This window comes from Patescibacteria group bacterium (assembly GCA_018900835.1).
Taxonomy (GTDB): Bacteria; Patescibacteriota; Minisyncoccia; order Minisyncoccales; family PEYH01; genus PEYH01.
The window spans coordinates 42,368-62,875 of the sequence record JAHIFQ010000014.1; the positions used below are offsets into that span (position 1 = coordinate 42,368).

The 20,508-nt window shown below is 39.6% G+C and carries 14 protein-coding genes; all 14 read left to right on the forward strand.

The annotated features are described in order from the left end of the window. Positions 1–63: 63 nt before the first annotated feature. The gene (locus KJ562_02550) at positions 64–774 is read left to right on the forward strand and encodes a transposase (protein MBU3964574.1); all 711 of its coding nucleotides are present in this window, start codon (positions 64–66) and stop codon (positions 772–774) included. Positions 775–1,091: 317 nt separating this feature from the next. Further along, entirely contained in the window at positions 1,092–1,700 is a 609-nt protein-coding gene (locus tag KJ562_02555) for a hypothetical protein (GenBank protein MBU3964575.1), read from the forward strand. 18 nt (positions 1,701–1,718) lie between these two features. Then, positions 1,719–6,440 (forward strand): lamin tail domain-containing protein, encoded by a 4,722-nt coding sequence (locus KJ562_02560; GenBank protein MBU3964576.1) that lies wholly within the window; start codon positions 1,719–1,721, stop codon positions 6,438–6,440. Positions 6,441–6,722: 282 nt separating this feature from the next. Next, complete coding sequence (locus KJ562_02565; protein ID MBU3964577.1) at positions 6,723–7,832, forward strand: Glu/Leu/Phe/Val dehydrogenase; 1,110 nt, start codon at positions 6,723–6,725, stop codon at positions 7,830–7,832. 424 nt (positions 7,833–8,256) lie between these two features. Next, on the forward strand, positions 8,257–8,562 hold the full coding sequence (locus tag KJ562_02570) for a hypothetical protein (protein ID MBU3964578.1): 306 nt from the start codon (positions 8,257–8,259) through the stop codon (positions 8,560–8,562). Between the two features lie 183 nt (positions 8,563–8,745). Then, complete coding sequence (locus KJ562_02575) at positions 8,746–9,327, forward strand: hypothetical protein (GenBank protein ID MBU3964579.1); 582 nt, start codon at positions 8,746–8,748, stop codon at positions 9,325–9,327. 29 nt (positions 9,328–9,356) lie between these two features. Then, entirely contained in the window at positions 9,357–9,983 is a 627-nt protein-coding gene (locus tag KJ562_02580; GenBank protein MBU3964580.1) for a DeoR family transcriptional regulator, read from the forward strand. A gap of 107 nt (positions 9,984–10,090) precedes the next feature. Then, a complete protein-coding gene (locus KJ562_02585) occupies positions 10,091–10,588 on the forward strand; it encodes a sigma-70 family RNA polymerase sigma factor (GenBank protein ID MBU3964581.1) in 498 nt (165 codons plus the stop codon). Between the two features lie 596 nt (positions 10,589–11,184). Continuing rightward, positions 11,185–11,910, forward strand: a complete 726-nt coding sequence (locus tag KJ562_02590; protein ID MBU3964582.1) for a hypothetical protein — start codon at positions 11,185–11,187, stop codon at positions 11,908–11,910. A 204-nt stretch (positions 11,911–12,114) separates the two neighbouring features. Then, a complete protein-coding gene (locus KJ562_02595) occupies positions 12,115–16,395 on the forward strand; it encodes a peptidoglycan-binding protein (GenBank protein ID MBU3964583.1) in 4,281 nt (1,426 codons plus the stop codon). 261 nt (positions 16,396–16,656) lie between these two features. Next, a complete protein-coding gene (locus KJ562_02600; protein MBU3964584.1) occupies positions 16,657–18,873 on the forward strand; it encodes a hypothetical protein in 2,217 nt (738 codons plus the stop codon). A gap of 160 nt (positions 18,874–19,033) precedes the next feature. Continuing rightward, positions 19,034–19,219 (forward strand): hypothetical protein, encoded by a 186-nt coding sequence (locus tag KJ562_02605; GenBank protein MBU3964585.1) that lies wholly within the window; start codon positions 19,034–19,036, stop codon positions 19,217–19,219. Positions 19,220–19,224: 5 nt separating this feature from the next. Next, positions 19,225–19,488: a GIY-YIG nuclease family protein gene (locus KJ562_02610; protein ID MBU3964586.1), complete on the forward strand. Its 264-nt coding sequence runs from the start codon at positions 19,225–19,227 to the stop codon at positions 19,486–19,488. Between the two features lie 277 nt (positions 19,489–19,765). Next, positions 19,766–20,508, forward strand: a 743-nt coding sequence (locus KJ562_02615) for a hypothetical protein (protein ID MBU3964587.1), incomplete at its 3' end; no start/stop codon positions are given.

Sequence of the window (20,508 nt, forward strand, 5' to 3'; positions counted from 1 at the left end):
GGGGAAAGTTATCCACAGGGTATTAATTATTAAAAATACTCTATTATAGGGTATTATATATGTATGCCGAGAAGAAAAACCGAATTAATTAATGGTGAATTTTACCATATTATAGAGCGAGGAAATGATAGGCGCAAAATTTTTTTAGATAATGAAGATCGCCTTCGTTTTGTTAATAGTTTATTGGTTTTTAACGACACAGCGCCATCGCCTTGGCAATCTCGCGCTTTTTGGAAAAAACAGAAAGAATTGTTAAAAATGGACTATAAACCCAAAAATCCATTAGTCGAAATTCATGCGTTTGCTCTCATGGATAATCATTTTCATATCCTTGTCCGCCAGTTGACGGAAAATGGCATAACAAATTACACAAGAAAACTCGGCGGTTATGCGTATTATTTTAATAAAAAACACAAAAGAACAGGATCTCTTTTTGAGGGAAGATTCAGGGCTAAGCTTATTCAGACAGAAGTGCAATTAAGAAATAATTTTGTTTATATAAAAACGAATCCGGTTGAGATGGTGGAACCAGAATGGAAATCTTGGAAAGTTGTAGATTCTAAACAGGCCACAGATTTTTTAGAAAAAGATTATCGCTGGTCAAGCTACTGGGATTATTTGGGAAAAAATAATTTTTCATCTTTAGTTAAAAAAGATTTTTTCTTGAAATTGTTTGATGGAGAACAAAATATTCAGAAGGAAATAAATTCTTGGATATCATCTAAATCAAGTGTTTTTTCCAGAGGAATGGACAAAGTAGATTTCTTAGAATAATTTATTTCATTTTTCAGAATAATTCATTTTTAATATTTTTTAGAGTAATTTTGGCTCAAAATTTATTCAATTTTTACGATTACGAGGCCGGGCCTCGTAATTTTCGTGAAATGGCGGAAGTCACGCCAGTATTGAGGATTCTCACAACCCGCCCTGGGCGGGTAATTTTTGGGGGAAAGTTATCCACAGATGTTTTGATGTTTTTATTTGGTTTAATCCATAAAATGCTTTACAATTTTTTAATATCCTTCTTTAATATCCTTCTTTAATATCTTTTTTTAATATCCTTCTTTAATATCCTTATTTTAATTAAAATTATGAAAAAGAAATTTTATCTTTTTATTGTTTTGGGGATTTTTACTTTAGCCATAATTGGCGTTTTATTGTATTGGGGCTTGAGTGAGGACAAAAATAGGGTGACGCCAGGAGTTAAATTTGAAGCGCCGAAATATTATGTTATAAAAGACGGGCCAGATGGCAAGATTGTGGAAAACAAACATGCTGGAATAACTTTCAAAGCGCCAGAAGGATGGAATGTTGAGAAAAAAGAAATAGGGTCGGATGAGTGGATAGTGAATTTTACTAGTCCAGACGCAACAGTGAGTGAGTCCGGGCTTTTGACGGGTGGTTGTGGGATTAGTGCCTTAATAGAATATCATGAAGCAACATTTCGGAGCGTTGTTGATAGAATCAACGATCCAGATAGGTACTCTAAAGAGATATCAGGCAATTATGAGGTTATTAATATAGATGGACACCAAGCACTTAAAAGAACATTGGACCGTCCAGAATGGGGAATGGCAGTCATGATTCAATTGCCTTTTCAGGACAAGATATTTTCATTTGATACCTTGTTTCTTCCGAGTGAAGGACAGAGATGTTCTAGCTTGATTGATGAATTTTTGGCAGAAATCTCAATTATTTGATAAATTTTGAGGGAGGATATGAAAAAAATATATTTCTCATTAATTTTTTTAATTTTATTATTAGGAAGTTTTTTATTTAGACCATTATCTATATTTGCGATTGATAATAAAGAATTGACGCAAGAGGAATTAGATTCATATATTAAATTAAGCGACACAGACAGAAGAGACATATTGAATACCTTGCCGCAGGTCTTTACTGAAGAATGGATGGACTCTATTGTCCGCGTTGCGATACCAGAGAAAGAGGCCATAAGTCTTATTATAAGACAAGCGGTCAGGGGGCACATGAGGGATTATTTATTAATTGAGGGACCAAGGGATGTTGGAATAGAAATTGTAAAATTAGGGTTTAAAATCGGGCAAATGTTTTTGACGAAAAATATTAGTATTAGTGATTTAATCAGCGAATTAGAGAAACTAACAATTAAAGAATCAGTAAATTATTTGAGCCAATGGCTTAAAGAAAAAGAAATCAAAATAGCAACAGGAAATCTGGATTTTTCCTATGATAATTTTCAAAACAAAAAAGAAAAACATCAATTTCAATATATTATTCTGTATTCTCCAGAAACCGATGATACTGGGGAAATGGTGATAAAGATTTTTTCTTCTGAACAAATGAGTGCGCCTGGCTCTTTTGGATCTTTTGCTGGTGGATGGGGAACCGCTTGGAATTATACTAATGAATATGCGCAGGGCAAGAAAATTGCCCCTTTTATTTTAACAATACGCGGAGAAATGGAGAGAGCGCGCGTTGGATACTGGCAAAGCGAAATTACTCATAATTATTCTTGGAAATATCAGCCCGAAATTGAACTTGAGTTTCCTCGCACTGTTCCGTATTTTGATTTTCGCGAAAAAGGATTTTTTGAAAAGCTCGGAGACCAAATCAAAGAATTTTTTGGAAGAATAGGCGACCTTTTCTCTGGGGCTTCGTTGACAGGAGTTCCTGATATAGAAAAGAATCAAGATGGGACAATAGATTTGTCCGCGGACAGCGCATTAGGTAAATTTATTGCCAATATACTGGAACAATTTCGCGCTTTCAGGTCTCTTCTTGGGCAAGCTCAGCTTGATGCTTTAGAAAATCAGGTTCAAGACACAATGACAGAGGATGATTTATTAGCGCTTTTGGAAAAAATTGAATCTTTACAAGCGCAATTGGCTGCAATGGGAGAGAAAATTAATCTTTTACAGGCCGGAGTGGGAACATCTTCGGACACGACAGAGCTTAATCCCGCGCAAAACCAGCAAACCAAACAAAATATTTTGATAAATGAGGTTTGCGCTGGCATCAACAATTCTCAAAACGAATTTATTGAAATTTATAACCCGAATAATACGCCAATTGATATAAGCGATGATAGTTTTCAACTTCAATTAGTAAGTTCAAGCGACAATGTGACAAAGAAAAAGATTACCTGGACCAAGAATATTATTCCGGCAAAAGGATATTTTCTCCTGATAGGCGGGGAATTGATAATTAATAATGAGAAAATTCAGGGAGATGCAGTGTTCAGTAGTCAATTGACGAGTGTGAGTGGAATTATTCTTTCAGACAAAGAGGGGAATATTTTGGATAAAGTAAGCTGGGGAAGTCCAGAAAAATCACCGCCACAGTCCGCTGTAGAAAAGCGGGGGAAAATATTACAAAAAGGACTTGAGACCAATAATAGCTTAGAGCGTTCTAACTACATTGACACTAATAATAATTCTGCAGATTTTTCGCTCAATGAATCGCCTTCACCAGCCAATTCTTTGGGAGAGGAATTTATTTACACCATTCAAGGACAAGGTGGCAATGGCAATGGCGATGATGGCGATGGTGATGGCGAAGAAGAGGATGGTCAGTCCGAAAACTCTGACCAACAGCAGAATATTTCTGGCGGAGGCAGCTCTAATAGGCCTATTTGTTCACAGGATAGATTGGATAGCCCTGCCAATTCCCCGATTATCATTAACGAGATTGCGTGGATGGGAAGTGAGGCAGGATACATTAATGAATGGATTGAGTTGAAAAATATTTCCGATTCTGCAATAAATTTAGAAAATTGGCAACTTTTGGATAAAGCAGAGAACATCCGTATTACATTCAGCGCGAATCACGCCATCCCTGCCCACGGATTTTATCTTTTGGAGCGAAGCGACGATGAAGTTGTGCCGAGCGTAAGCGCTGATGTCATTTATACTGGCGCTTTAGCTAATAGCAACGAGAGTTTGCGTCTATTTAACAGTAATTGCGATTTAATTGACGAGGTAATGGCAAGCCCGGATTGGTCTGCTGGAGATAACGACACAAAACAGACAATGGAAAGAGGAGATGACCTGTTGTGGCATGATTATAGCGGACAAGGAAGCGACGGGATTATGGGAACGCCGAGGGCGGAAAATAGCGAAATTATTATTAACAACCAAGGTGAAAATAATGAAGATGAAGAGGACGATGGAGATGATGGAGATGATGAAGATGAAGAGGACGATGGAGATGATGAAGATGATGAAGATGATGGAAGCGGTGATGATTCAGTTTCCGCTATAGGATTGGTTATTTCTGAAGTTAGAGCTGCTGGTATTGAAGAATTTATTGAGATCTATAATCCGCTTGAGCAAGAGATTTCTCTTGTTGGGTTTTATTTCAGTTATTTTTCCGCTGGCCGCGATTGGAATAATCCATTTTTAAACAAAGAGTTTCCGACAAGCACACCTGTGATTGGCGCAAAAGAATATTTTCTAATAGGATTGGGCGATTATTTAGAAGAAGAATCGGATTGGAAGCCGAATCAAACCAATTTAAGTAGCGACAATGGCGCTGTTGCTTTATTCTCTTGCGACCCAAGTCAGGCAACCACTACTCAAATGGCAATAGATTGCAAAATTGACGCTGTTGGCTGGGGCGAACCGCTTGTTTTTGAAACACAGGCAGCAACGAGCTCAAGCGATAAAAGTTTGGCGCGGAAATTATCTCCAGACGAAAATGGTTATTTACGATATATAGATACTGATGATAATTATAATGATTTTGAAGAACAGGAATCTACTCCTAAACAGCAGAACCAATCTGCTTATTCTGATTTAGATAACGATGGCATAATAGATGAGTATGACCCTGTGACAGAAATTTCAAGTGATATAATTCTTCCTGCAGGAGAGTATATATTCAAGGACTTGGTTATTATTCAAGGATTCGGCTTGTTCGCTGGTTCAGATATTTTATTGGAAGGGTTTAAGGGAGTTAAGATAACAGCAGACAATATTAATATTAATGAAGACGCTGGCATTTTTGCCGACAATAATGGCTATGCTTCAGACCAAGGACCTGGAGTAAGTATCGCAAGCCAGACAGGAGCAAGCCATGGAGGAGTTGGAGGAAGGAATGAAGGTGATCCGAAACTATTTATTTATGGAGATTTAGAATTTCCTATTGAACCAGGGTCTGGGGCTTTAGGCAATCCTGAAGTTCCGCGCTTAAGTCCGTATCGGCCAGGAGGAGCAGGCGGAGGAGCTATTGTTTTAGATGTTCAAGGAGAGTTGTTGAATAATGGTTTTATCTCGGCCAATGGAGAGGACGGACTCCCTCATGTTACAAGTTATGCTTCCACTGGCGCTGGAAGTGGCGGTTCTGTTTATATAACAACAAGCGTCTTATCAGGGACAGGCATTGTTAGGGTAAATGGCGGCGGGTCTTCGCGTAGCTCCGGGGCTGGCGGAGGCGGAAGAATTGCGGTCTATTATGATACGAATAATTTTGCTGGGAATATTCAAGCATTCGGCGGAGAGGATGCTAATAATATTCTTAATGGAGGTCCGGGAACTGTTTTTATGAGTCAGGGAGAAATAGGAAATTTGGTTATTGATAATAATGCACGAGAGGGAGTGACAGCTTTGAGTAATGATAGTTATGTTTTTGGCGATATAATTGTTAGTGGAGGCGCAAATTTTTATCTGCCTGACCAGTTGAGTTGCGCGAATTTTGATGTTCAAAACAGCGCTGTTTTAATAGCAATAGATAATGCAACAATAAATATTAGTAATGCGTTTAATTTAAATCAATCTCAACTTATTGGCGAAAACCAAAAAATCGTGACTATTGAAGGTAATGAAATCACATTAGTAGAGAGTGAAATCTTGGCAAATGTTTTTGTTCAAACCAACTCTTTGACAATAGATAGCGGTTCTGCGATTTTATCCACAGGCCTTGGTTATGTTTTTGAAGAAGGCCCTGGAGCTGGGATTAATGCTTATGGTGGGAGTTATGGTGGATTGGGAGGCAGAAATTATGAATCATCCGGATTTGGACAACCATATGGGATTGAGGAAATGCCAGATGATTTTGGTTCGGGCGGAGGAAATGGAAACGAAGTTAGAAAAGGAGAGAGTGGCGGCGGGAAAATTATTATAATTAGCGTAGGCGAAATTGTTATTGACGGTGCGATTTCATCTAACGGTAATAATGGTCTTCCGCATATTACGAGCTATCCAGCGAGCGGAGCTGGAAGCGGAGGAACTATTTATCTTTCTGCCAGCGTTGTTAATGGTGTGGGTACTGTGTCTGCGAATGGAGGGTCAGCGTCTTCAATCGGTGGTGGAGGCGGAGGAGGAAGAATTGCGATTTATGGAAATATAGGTGGTTTTACTGGAATTATTGAGGCGCTTGGAGGAAAGAATTCAACAAATGCGTATTACGACGGAGAGGATGGAACAGTATTTTTGGGTTCTGGCGATTTTGAACCGAATTAAACGACCAAATTAAACAATCGACTAAAAACAAATTACGAGGCCGGGCCTCGTAATTTTCGTGAAATGGCGGAAGCCATACCAGTATTGAGGATTCTCACAACCCGCCCTGGGCGGGTAATTTTTGGGGGAAAGTTATCCACAGGGGTAGATGGCGAGTTTTAAAATTTTTGGACTTGTAATTTTTAATTTTGGAATTTTTGACATTGTAATTTTTTGGGTCAGCATCTTTGCCTCATACAATATTCGCTTTTTTATATTATCTTTGTTAGAATAATATTTACTATGAATACAGATAATCTTAAACCAGAATATGTCATCACAGTTACAGATTCCAATATCGGGATGGAGGGTTATTTAGTTATTGATAATACTTTATTAGGACCTGGGAAGGGTGGAATAAGGATGACGCCAGAAGTTACATTAGAGGAGGTTGCTAGATTGGCCAGAGTAATGACTTGGAAAAATGCTTTAGCTGGAATACCTTTTGGCGGCGCAAAAGCTGGTATCAAATGGAATGGCGGTCCTGATGAATTAAAAAAACAATTTATAGAGAGTTTTGCGAAAAAGATTAAAATGTTTATTCCGAATCTATATATTGCAGGACCAGATGTGAATACTGGAGAAAAGGAAATGAAATGGTTTATTGAAGCCACTGGAATATTTAAGTCAGCAACTGGTAAGCCAATCACTTGTTGCGAGGGTGTAGGTTGCGGCATTCCTCACGAAGTTGGAAGTACTGGCTTTGGCGTAGCTCAAGCAACTAAGGTTGCGGCAAGCATCTTGGGTATTGATATTAAAGGAGCTACTGTTTCTATCCATGGTTTTGGAAATGTTGGTACTTTTGTATATAAGTTTTTGACAGAAATGGGAGCCAAGATTATAGCCATAGCAGACAAAGATACTGTGCTTTATTCACAAGATGGTTTTGAGCATAATCTAATAAATGAAATTATAGATAAAAAACAAGGACTGATTGATTATGCTGGAAAAGCAGAAAGATTATCGCATGAGAAATTTTGGAAAATTCCAGTAGACATTATGATCCCAGCATCAGTGACAGATGTGATTCATAAAGGAAATAAGGATGATATAAGAACTAAAATGATAATAGAAGGGGCTAATATTCCTATGACTGAAGAAATAGAAGAAGAGTTAGGACAAAGAGGAATATTGGTGGTTCCAGATTTTGTTGCTAATGCAGGAGGAGTTATTTCCTCTTATTCAGAACATGCTGGCCATAGCATAGAAGAAATGTTTGAATCTGTAAGAGAAAAGATAACTAATATTACTCAAAGCGTATGTGAAAGTTGTTTAAAATATAAACATAATCCTCGAAAAGTTGCCTTAAGTATTGCGCAAGAAAGATTGAAGCAATGTAATAAAGAACTGTAACCCGCCCGGGGCGGGTAATTTTTATCTGTAACGAGGCCGGGCCTCGTAATTTTCGTGAAATGGCGGAAGCCATACCAGTATTGAGGATTCTCACAACCCGCCCTGGGCGGGTAATTTTTGGGGAAAAGTTATCCACAGCCATTTTTTCGTCATTTTTTCGTAATTCTTTCTAATTTTTTCGTAATTCTTTCGATCGTTTTAATTAAGATAAAATTTGCTCCAGTTCTGCCGAGATCATTTCTCGGCAAGATTGTTTTTATAAAATTGTTGACTTTGGATGATATGTGAGTAATATGACAATTACAATAAGATTTTCAAAAATTTCATTGTACCAAAAGGAGGAAAGATGTTAGGAAAGAGAGTTTTTTTAGCGAATGATACTATGAGGGGTAGGCCAAGCGAGAGAGTTTCTCTTCGGTTCGATATGAAGGATACTATTGATCTTGCTTGCGATTGCGTATATCCTGCACAGGTTTACCATCGCCCCAAGGAATTGAGAGTACTCAAGTCGATCGAGGTAAGAGTTGGCGATAATGTCTGGCAACCATACCCAACTATTTCCTGGCTCGATGGGGTCGAGCGCCCTAAACAGCTCGTTACAAAATCTGTAGTGGTGACTAAAGAAGGAAAGCCATTAGTAGTCAGCACTCAAAACGGAAAGCTGGACGAGACGCTGACAAGAGAAGCGGAGAAAGAAGGAGTCTGCGTTGAATATCTTGACGGATTGTGACCTATTACAAATCTGTCTTGGCATCTTGATGCCAACGCCTTCTGTGGTCCTCGGACCTCGGAAGGCGTTTTCTTTTAGTTAAAAAATTTCTCTGTCCGCATTGTCCATTGCCTCAAAATCCAAAAGGTCTTTACAAAAACTTAAAATTGAGTAAAGTAAAGAAAGATAATTTAACATAAAAATATGGAGCTTGCTATGTTTCAACAAAGGAGAGGAGTTTTTACAATGGTCTTAGTAGTAGTGTTTGTGTTGGCAGTGGCTTCTACTTTTGTTTTTCTTAGATTCTCGGGAAAGCTCGCAGAATATAAGATAAATATGTTTTCCAGCATAGGCACAGATAATCTTGTCTTTAATGAGAGCGAGCAAGCAGATGAGAAAGAGGATGCGTTTTCCATAGGCATCATTGATAATGGCGCGGAAGAAATCAGTAATATAGATAGTGGCAACGATATCCCTCTTATTATTTCCGCAGGAAAGAAATATGAAGAGGTTGCCAAAAGCGGAGATGGGATTACACATCTTGCACGAAGGGCTTTAAGAGAATATTTGGATGGAAGTTCGGTCAATCTTAACGCAGAGCAAAAGATATTTTGCGAGGACTATATTCAGAATCGCATTGGCGAGAAAGAGATTAAAATAGGGGAAAGTATTGCAATTTCAGAGGATTTAATAGCAGAGGCAGTGAATAAATCATTGGGATTGAGCGCAAGTGAGCTTGAAAACCTGAAGAATTTTACAGAATTGGTTTGGGACGCTGATTTCTGAACTTATTGAATACCTTTTATTTTTTAACTATGTTCTACAAGGAGGACACTATAAGATTAACAGTTGCTGTGTATCAGGTGACTGGGATTTTTCCTGAAAATGAGCCCTTAATAGCTCAAATCAGGCAAAAAGCTAATAATGTTTTAGCTGATTTTATCTGTCTGCGGATGAATCCGGGCAACAAAAAAAATATCAGCAAAGGAATTGAGGTGCTTTTTGCCTATTTTTCCATAGCTGAAAAGCAGAACTGGATTGATAGCAAGAATTTTTTGGTTTTAAGGCGAGAATATAGCAAAATATTGGATTTTATAAGGAGTTTGCCTGAAAATCCTGTGAAAATAGCAAGAAAAGAAGTAAAAATAATTGAGAAAACGAGTTATCCACAGGTAACTGTGGATAAGAGAGTGGATAAACAGGTGGATAAGAAACAGGAAAACAGAAATGTTAGCAGGGCTTCGTCTAATCCTTCTGTAAGGCAAAAACAGGTTTTAGAATTGATTAAAACTAAGAATCAGCTTTCTTTGTCAGAAATCAAGAGTATGTTTTCTTCCTTAAGTTCCAGAACATTGCGTCGGGACTTGAGTTCATTGGTTGATAAGGGGGCAATAGACAGAATCAGGGAGGGCAGAGATGATGTTTTATATGTTTTAAAATGAAATTGGATTGCGGACAGATGTCGGACATAAAATATAGTTGTCCACAATGTGTCCACAAGTTATCCACATGTCCAGAAAATTATCCGGGCATTATTGTTTAAATGATAATGGATAAAAAGCAGAAAAAATTTAGCAAGATATACGATAGCTATGTAGGGAGCATCTATCGTTTCATTTCTATTAAAGTCAATTCTCAGGAAATTGCCGAGGATTTGACTTCTGAAGTGTTTTTAAAAACATGGAAGAGTTTTCAACAGCAAAATAAAATCAAAAATCCAAGGGCATATCTTTATACCACTGCCCGGCATATAGTCATTGATTTTTACAGGACCAATAAAGAAGATAGGACAATATCAATTGAAGATGTTAGAGAGATAGAGGATATAGCCATTCCAATAGAAGCGCAGGAAAGCCATGATGCTACCATGGAAATCGTAAAACAAGGGCTCAACGCGCTTAAAGAGGATTATCAAAATGTCGTTATTTGGCGGTATGTGGATGGATTGTCTATTAATGAAATCGCTAAAATACTTGGAAAATCCAATGGAGCGACAAGAGTATTGATTCATAGGGCAATGGAACAGCTAAAAGAAAGAGTTCAGTAAAATTTTCAATTTCCAATTTCCAAGTTTCAATTTCCAAGTTTCAAGTTTTCAATTTACAATTTACAACAAAGCTCCAATTTTGAAGTTTTCAAACCGTTTGTTTAGTGTTTTAGAAAATTACGAGGCCGGGCCTCGTAATTTTCGTAAAACCCCGGAAGCCACGCTAGCATTGAGGATTCTCACAACCCGCCCTGGGCGGGTAATTTTTAGGGGAAAGTTATCCACAGGGTAAAAGCGTAAAATGTAAAGCGAAAAATGTAAAAGAAAAAACAAAAATATAAGGGAGAAAGCGTAAAGCGTAAAGCGAAAAGCGAAAAATGTGAAAGAAAAGACAATTTTAATTAATTTTACTGTAACAATTGGGGTGTTTGTTCGTCTACTCTATAATAGAGAGTCAAAATCTGAAATTGCAGACCGATACTGAAAAAACGATATCCGATATATATCGTTCAGAAATCCAAAACACAAAACACAAAAGCCAAAACACAAAAGCTAAAACACAAAAGCCAAAAGCTAAAAGCTAAAACACAAAACAAGAAAAGCGAAAAAGATAATCATTATACTTTGATAAGAAAATAGAAAACAAATAGAAAAGTATGGAAAACAAACAGATTATCGCACAATTAAAGGCATTAAGAGCAGTTAGCCCAGAGAAGGAATGGGTTGAGAATACCAAGTCCTTTGTTTTAAACAGCTTTCATTCAGAAGAAACCGCGCATAGCCGTGGCTTTTTGTTTTTTTTCCAGCCAGCCCGACTTATCCCGCTCGCAATTCCTGCATTTATAGTAATGATAGTGGCAGCAGGCATAACCGCGCATTTTTATCTGCAGACATTAAATGGAAACAACATAACAGTTATTCCAACAGAAAATACCACAGCCACTTATTTGGTCTTGGCACAGACAAAGCTTGATAGCTTGGCAAAGCCAGGGGACATAAAAGAAGTGGCAGATATGTTGGACAAGGCAGTGAGCGGGATACAGTCAGCGTCAAAAGACCCTATAGAAACAGATAAAATTGTAAAATCAATCGCAGATATTAATAAGAAGGTAGAGGCATTGGGCGTGAACGAAGAAAATGCCGAGGAAATTGCTGAATTAAAAGACAAGGCAAGTGTTCTTTCCAGCAAAACAGCAGAAGCGCTTGAAGAGAATATCCAGAACACCACCAAAGAGCTTGTGAAGAATCTTATAGACAAGACAGAGGATTTGACACTTACCGACAAGCAGGCAGAACTGTTCAGCCAAGCGAAAACCGATTATAATAATGAAAATTTCAGCGCAGCATTGGAAAAGATTTTAATGCTTACGAATAATAAATAAATTAACATCCGAGAAGCCGTTGTTTGGGCCACCAGCGGCATTTGTATTCTAAGCTGGTCTGAGGGAGTAAGTAATCCCCTGACGCTCGATAGGGCGTAAGGGCAAAGGTCGAATCAAAAAAATTAAATCTAAAAATGAATCCTTTTACAATCGTTGATAACCTAAAATGGCTATTGCGAGAAATAAAAGGAAAGAAAATTTAAAATGAGTATTAAAAGAATCGTTGCAGGAGTATCTACAGTGACTTGCGCTGTTATGATGCTTGGCGGTTCAATCGCGCCAGTTTATGGTTTGACAATGGCCGAGCTTGAAGCCCAAATTGCGGCTTTACAAGCACAGCTTTTACAATACCAGGCGCAGTTGGCTACCATTGATGGCACAACCACTACAACCCCTGCAGCTTACACAGGAATTCCCGATGGCTTTACATTCCAGAATGCCTTAAAATATGGCATGACGAGCAATGATGTAAAGTACTTACAGATTATATTGAAAGAAGAGATTGGAGCGCCGACCTATCCAACAACTGTTGGAGCCACTGGTTATTTCGGCTCAATCACCAAGGCCTCTGTTATTGCTTTCCAAGAGAAATATACTTCTGCAATTCTTTCTTCTTGGGGATTAACAAAAGGAACTGGTTATGTTGGCGAGACAACCAGAGCGAAACTGAACAGTTTGTTATCTACAAGTGTGACCCCTCCTCCAGTTGTCCCAGTTGCCAGCGATTATACCATTGAAGCTGACTGCGTTGCAGCCGGATTTTTCTGGTATAGTGATGTTTGCAACACTTTGGCCGAGGGCGTAACTCCTCCAGTAGTAGCTGGAGACCATTCAGTTGCTTTAGCAAGCACCAATCCTGCTGCAAGCACCTTAATGTCAAGTTCAGCATACAACACTATGTTGGTGTTTAACGCGACAGCAGGTAGCACTGATTGGAATATCACTTCTATCACTGTTGAAAGATTTGGTATTTCTATAGACAGTATGGTAAGCGGTGTCTTGGTTCAGGATAAGGATGGTTTAAGACATGGAAATGTCTATACCTTCTCCAGTAAGAAGGCTGCTATTTCATTTACCAGCAAGCCGATTACTATTACTAAAGGAACCACGCAGAAGATTTCTATTTTGACCCATCTTGGTTCAACCGCCACTTCCGGAACATTCGGAGCAAAGGTTACTGCTATTTCTGGCGACCCGAGCGGGTTGTCATTAGTTGGCAATACTTTCTCCTTAGCTACCGGAGCGAGCGTATTGGGCGCTATTGATGTTGATGTGGTAAGTTTGAGAACAACTACCGCTTCAGTTGATATTGGCAACAAGGACCAACTTCTGACTAGGTTCAAGTTCACAGAGACCACATCTAATGAGGACGCTTATCTTGAAGAGTTGTCCGTTTATAATAACGGCAGCGCAGCTGATGGGGACATTGCCAATTGGATATTAAAAGATGCCAGTGGCAATACCTTGGCAACTGTTGCGCAAAGCAATGACAAATATGTCATCTTTGATTTAACCAGCAGTCCGGGATATTTGATTCCTAATGGCTCTTCTAAGACGCTCTCATTATATGTTGACCTTGTTGACGGAGCATCCAGAACCACCCAAGCCGTTATTTTGAACGACTATGATGTAGTTGTTCTTGGCAAGGACACTGGAACAAGAATTTTGGCAACTGCAACAGGGAACACTGTTGATACTGCCTTCCCAATTGGAGATATTGCCTCTGGCAGCGGTGGTTATAACCATATAACCGCTACCGCCGGCTCTTTGACAGTAGTCCTGTCAAACACTTCTCCAACCGGAACAGTGCCAGCAGGTGGAAATGAAGTTGTATTTGCTAAGTTTGACCTTAAGGCAAAAGGCGAGAACATTGAAGTGAGGCGGCTTGAATTCTATTTAGTGGCCAGAACCGCTCCTGATAATGGAGACAGCCTTACAACTGCCAATGAGTCAGATGATATCTTTACAGGAACTGTTAATTTAAAGACCTCTGACGGCGCCAGCCATTATGCTTTGACTGTTGCCAATGATGCTCCTTCTACCACTGCTACTGCTTATACTCTGTCCAGCTATTTCACCATTCCTTCTGGAACAACAGAGACAATCAGCATTGTCGGTAATTTGAGGAGCGACCTTTCAAGCGCTGATTCCTTCAGATTTGCTATTAAGAATGTTTATGTAAAACGATTGACTACTGGAGATTTCCAGACCTATCAAGCGACAGCATTGAATGCCAACACTTTGACAGGCGCGGCAGGAAGCTTAACAGTTGTTAAGGATGCCAGCTGGGGTAATAAGAGCATAATTGCCGGTGCTGCAAAGCAGGTTGGACAATTTGTTCTTCAAACCGGGTCAAGCGAAGGTGTGTATATTTCCACCTTTAATATTGACCTTTCAAGCACAACTGGTGTTAACGAACTCTGGATGCAAAAAGGAGCCGGAACCTGCAGTGAAACCAGCTCAACCTTAATCGGTTCAGTTGATTCTTCAGTTGCAGGCGCCAATGACAGTTTCTCAACAGGCGGGGTCTTTACTATCCCTGCTTCTGACTCCCAAGTAGTTATTGTCTGCGCTAATTTTGACCAGAGTACAGCGACCGGCACATATATTGCCGATTTTGACGCTTCTGACATTTCAGGCACAGGCGCAGTATCTGGGGAAGCAGTGACAAACGCAGCAGATTCTACTGGACAGACAATGACTGTTCAAACAGCTGGAATTTTGACCGCTAAGAACGGCTCAAATCCAAATGCTGCTGTTTTACACGCCAGCGAAACAGGAGTAAAGGTATTAGATATGACATTCGGCACATTATATGAACCGATTACCATTGATACCTTCAGATTCACTGTTGAGAATGGAGCTACCCAAGACAGAAACTTCTCCAATTACACCTTAAAGCACGGAAGCGCTACTATTGGTTCTGGAAAATCAGCTGTTTCAGGAGTAATCACATTCTCTGGGTTATCTGAAACCATTCCTTATTATGGTTCAGAAAGCTACAGTTTATGGATTGATACTTCTGATGCCCTTACAATGGGTTCAGGTGATAAGACAAGAGCCAAATTCGCTTCTGTTGAAGCATTGGGCGCTTGGTCGAATTCTGCCATTATGGCAAGTCACGATACAGGTTATTGCGGAGCGATTACCACCGAGCCGACATCTGCTTCCAGCGTTGGCCACTACGCAGTGGGCGACCTGGTTGTTCATGGCGGAGCTTTGAAGATGGTAACCACCGCAGCTAATGAGGGAACGGTTCTTACCACTGGTTTGACTTTGGACGGCGCAGTTGCTGCCTTCGCTACTGGCGAAGTAAGCAAATTCGGCAGCTTCTCCCAAGCAGCTACCACTGATGGAACCGATTTATCCAATTTAGCGATTGGTGATTTAGTTGTCTATTATGACGCTACTCCAGCTAATGCTACTGGTATTGTTACAGCAGTGAATGATACAGCTAATACAGTAGCCATCAATGGCGCTACTGCAATTACTGGTCTAGCTGCAGACAATTATGTTGAAATTCCAGGCACTGGAGAATTAGCTTCTGCTGGAACTGCTACTAGTTTTGATGTAGCTCACGCCCTGGGAAGCTTGGTCTACTACTATGATGCAGGCGGGACTTCAACATTTGGAGTAGTAACAACTGCTTATGTTGCTGATGCTGCGACAATCAAGGTCAATGACACCACTATTACCATAGCCGACGCTGATAGAATTTTTGCACTTGATGCTGATGTTTCGCAGGAAGTGTACAGCGCTCAATCAACCTATCAATATGGTGTTGGTGATGTTGTATATCACTACGATTCAGGCGGTACGAGCGCGTGGGCTGTAGTTACAACTGGCATTGACGCAGGAGAAACAATGGCAAGCTTAGTAACCAGTGTTGCCACTGCTGCTGCAAGTGATAGGATTGTAAGAGTCACACCAGGAGTTATCGCTTCAAACAACATGACAATGCATGATGTTGAACCGATATTGACTGCGTCTGACACCACTTACACCACTGGTATTTCTGGCGGAATGCAAACCATTGCCATCTACGATATTACAGCAGTAGGCGGAGCATTGTTTGTTGAAAGCTTAGCTGTGTATCTTGAGGGCTCTGCTATTGCCAAGATTGATACAGCCGCAAATGCTATTGAGATTTGGGAAGGCGGAGAAAGAATTTATCAGGGTGGAGACCTTAGTGGTGGCGTTGCTGCTACTTATACCTGCGATTTGACCACTCCTGAAGAAATTGCTTCTGGCCAGACCAAGACCTTTACTGTAAAGGTTACTACTGCAGCTAGCGCTGCTTGGGCGAACACTGATGTTGGCAAGAGTTTGAGAGCTAAGATTGACGGGACCAAAGGCCAAATGGCTTCTGGACTTGATTGGTATTATGCCAGCTCAGGACCAGGAACCGCGCCAACGGCTTCCAGTCCAGCGAGTATTTCTGACAGCGAATTCCCAGTTTACGGAAAGTATTCACTAACTTACTAATCTTTTCCTTGTAGGATTAGTTAAGTTTCCAACCCCCCACCATATCTTATGGTGGGGGGTTTGGTTTCTCGGTATTGTGTTGGGGTATGTTTGTTGGGGGCCGCCCCCAACAATGTTTGGAGGTTGAACCTCCAAACATTGTCCTCCAAACATTGTTAAAAGGTTTTGGAAAGTTATTAACTTTTGTGTTTTATTTTTTTATGCTAAAATATTCAGACGACCCGCCCGAGGCGGGCAAGTAATTAATTAGTAATTAAAAATATGTTTAAAAAGAATTTTTTCAGTTTTCAAAATCTGCTCAATTTTAAGATTAATTCTCTTGCGCTGTCATTGGTTTTTCTTTTGCCTTTGTTTTTCCTTCCTTTCACTGCTTCACCGCTTTTTCTGAATAAGCAGCTGTTCTTATCAATAGCTGTTTTCTTTTTGTTTATTTTCTGGGCAGTGAAAGTGATAAGCTTTGGAAAATTTACTTTGGATTTTGGGAAAATTAGCAAAGCAATGATTCTGTTTTTGGTTGTGATTGGCATATCCACTATATTTTCCATTTCCAGAAGCCAGAGTTTCGCAGTCGCAGACACGCCCGATACTTTCCTGAACATACTGCTATGCGGTTTAGTTTATTTCCTGTCAGCTAATTTATTTAGCAAAAGAGAAGCCATTGAAAAGAGGGGCTCAAAAGATTCAAAAGAATCCAAACTCCCAGCCCGAAAATTCGTTTTCGGATTTTTGGCAAGCGCATTTGTTTTGAGCATTATTTTCCTGCTCCAAGCAGTGATAAGAAAAGCAATCTTTCCATTATTCCTTACCAAGAATTTTATTTTCAACACTATTGGAAGCACAGAAGCGTTAGGTATATTCATTGGTTGCGCATTTGTATTATTAATGTCTTTGTTTGGGAATAAAGTGATTGCGGTCAAAGAGAAGGCGGACATAAAATCAAAAATCATCTTCGGATTGTCCGCTATCACAGGAGTCATATTTTTCGCATCCATTGTTTTAATCAATTATTGGCTGATATGGCTTGGTGTTATCTTGGGCATTATTTTTGTCCTTGCCCAGATGAGCAAGAATATGGGCCCAATTTTAACCCAGAAGGAAATAAGGCAATTTATTTTGCCACTTTTGATTCTGGCTATTTCCTTGATATTCGTTTTTGTAAGGATTCCTACTGACAAGATTTTCAGCTATTCTCCGGAAATAGGGCTTACTTTCAAATCAACTGTTCAAATAGGAACTGATACAATGAAAATCTCTGTGAAAAATTTGATTATCGGTTCGGGACCAGCTTCGTTTCCTTATCAATTTGACCTTTTTAAGCCATTAGCAATAAATCTTGGGGCTTTCTGGCAGACACGGTTTAATCAGGGCTTTTCTGTTTTAACAACTATGTTATCCACAGTCGGTATTTTGGGAGTTTTGTCAGTCCTGTTATTGATAGTAACGGCTTTATGGCAGGGGATTAGGCCGTTATTTAAGACAAAAAATGATGATTCTGTGGAGGCAAAATTATCTTCTGTTATTTTCACTGCCTGCCTATATTTGTTTTTTACTTGGTTTTTCTATCCAGCCAACATTACATTGCTATTTCTGGCTTTTTTAATGCTTGGTTTGTTTGTTGGGCTTGAAAAGAAAGGGAATGTTAAAGAGATTTTATTCACCCAATCGCCTCAAAAAGCGTTTGGAATTATGATGTTAGCAGTAGTGGTTATGGCTGGCGCGGGCATTGGGGTATATAAGGTAAGCCAGAGATATGCGGGCGCTGTAATTTTTGCTGACGGGGTTAATTTTATCAATTCAGAAGAGCCGAATTTAGAAAATGGAATTAAGGCGATTGTTTCTGCTTCCAATTTAGACCAAAACAAAGATGATTATTTGAGAAATCTGTCCCAGGCATTTGCGCTTCAGCTTGACGAATTAGTCGGCAATCAAGAATTGAGCCAAGAGGACAAACAAAAGCTTTTTCAGCAATATATTTCAAACGGAGAGAGCATATTAGCAGAGGCAGTGCGCATTAACCCGAAAAACAGTGAAAACTGGCTCCAGCAGGGGAGTTTTTATCAGTCACTTGAAGGGTTTGGAGTGCAGGGCGCAGGGCAATTAGCGTTTGCGAGTTTCCAAAAAGCGTATGAGTTAGCTCCTCGGGACCCGCAATTCCCATTTGTTTTGGGGAATATGTATCTTGTGTCAGCAAAAACAAATTCAGCGCAGATAAAAGAACTGGAAAATGCGGAAGAAAAAGACCAAACGCAGATTGATAAACTAAAAGAAGCGCAAGAGTTGTTATTTTCGCAAACAGAAGAATATTTATTGAAAGCAATTGAACTTAAAAGAAATCTTGTGCCGGCGTTTTACTCGTTGGGACAATTTTATGAATTCAAGGGAGACCAGAATCTTGCTTTGCAGGCATATTCTATTATCTTGCAGCTTGTACCCGAATATCAGGATGTGAAAGCAAGAATAGAAGCCCTCACAAAATAAAAAATAGTTGCGAAAAGTTTTCCACACCTCTTGACTTGTATTTATTTTTTTAAAGAGTGATATAATTAAACTACTTTGAGATTTATAAATAAAAGTTTAATTTCAAGGTTCTGAGGAGCGAAGCGACGAAGGTTCTTATAATTAAACTACTTTAAAAAGAATGGCTGATAATGTTAAACAAAATGTTACTTTGGAAGATTTGGCTGGAATGATAAAAAGAGGTTTTGATGAAAACACAAAAGAGCATCAAGAAATGCGTCAAGATAATAAAAAGATGCTTCAAGGGTTGTTTGATTTGCGCAGTGACCACGAAGAGATTCTCAAGAAACTAAGCCAAGTAGCTTAGATGTGATGTATTATGTTTATTTTTTAAAGAGTCGAAAAGATGGGCATAGCGTTTATGTCGGGTATACGAATAACCTTAGAAGAAGATTGCAAGAGCACAATATAGGAAGGGGAGGCAAATATACCAAAAACAAAGGACCATTTTCTTTGGTATATTATGAAGCATATAATTCTATGGAGGATGCTCAAAATAGAGAACAAGCGCTCAAGGTTCATAAACGCGCTTATTCACAGTTGAAGAACAGAATCAAAGAAGGTCTTAAGAAGTAAAAAGAATAAAGGTCGGGATTTCTCCTTATTTCGTAGGGGATGAAATCCCCCACCAATCCTATGCCTAACTTCGTTAGAATTTGCGCGAAGCGTAGCAAGGATATAGGAGGGGGGTAAAATCCCCCACCAATTCTATGCCTAACTTCGTTAGAATTTGCGCGAAGCGTAGCATAGAATTGGTGGGGGAAAAGGTCGTCTTAAATTCGTTCGCCTTATTCACTGGTGCACGGTTAATAAGACGAGCAAAAAAACAATTAATAATTAATTTAGAATTACAATGAGTAAAAAATATTCTATTCTTAAAACAGGATTGACTGTTTTACTCGCGACATTGATGGTAGGCGCGGTTGTAAATGCCACCACCACTGTCGGCGATAATGTTTCTGTCGGAGGCACGCTTGGAGCAACAGGTGCGACAACCTTAAGCTCTACATTAGCGGTAACCGGCATAAGCACTTTGACTGGCGCATTGACTGCCAATGGCGGGGTCACGATTGGAACCGCAGCCACAGGACTTACTTTCACAGGAGGATATACTACGACTGCTATTCAATTAGGAACCTCAGCATCTAATATGACATTAGCAGTGTATGATGACCATGTAATTGATATTAATGTAACTAGTGGTTCAACAGATGGAAGTAATAGTGTACGACCCATTCACATGATAAGCACTATGACTGGTGTCGGTGGTGTCGGCGGAAGAGCAGAATTTGTAATGGCAACTGAAGTTGTTTTGGGTGGATGGGCTAACGCTTTGAAAGGTTATACAGATTTTGGTACCGCAGGCTCAGTTACTGGTTTGGGTAGCGCTATTGTAGCTGAAATGAGAATGCCAGCAAAAGCATTAGCAGGTGGAAATTATGCTCCTTTGGAACTTGAGTTAGTTCTTCAGGAAGCCAGCAGAACAAGCGGAACACCAGTCAGCTTTATGCACGCGCAAGCTTCTCAAGCTAGTGGTACATCAGGATTGGGTGATTTCAACGATACTGGATATTTTATGAGTGTTCAGGGATTGAC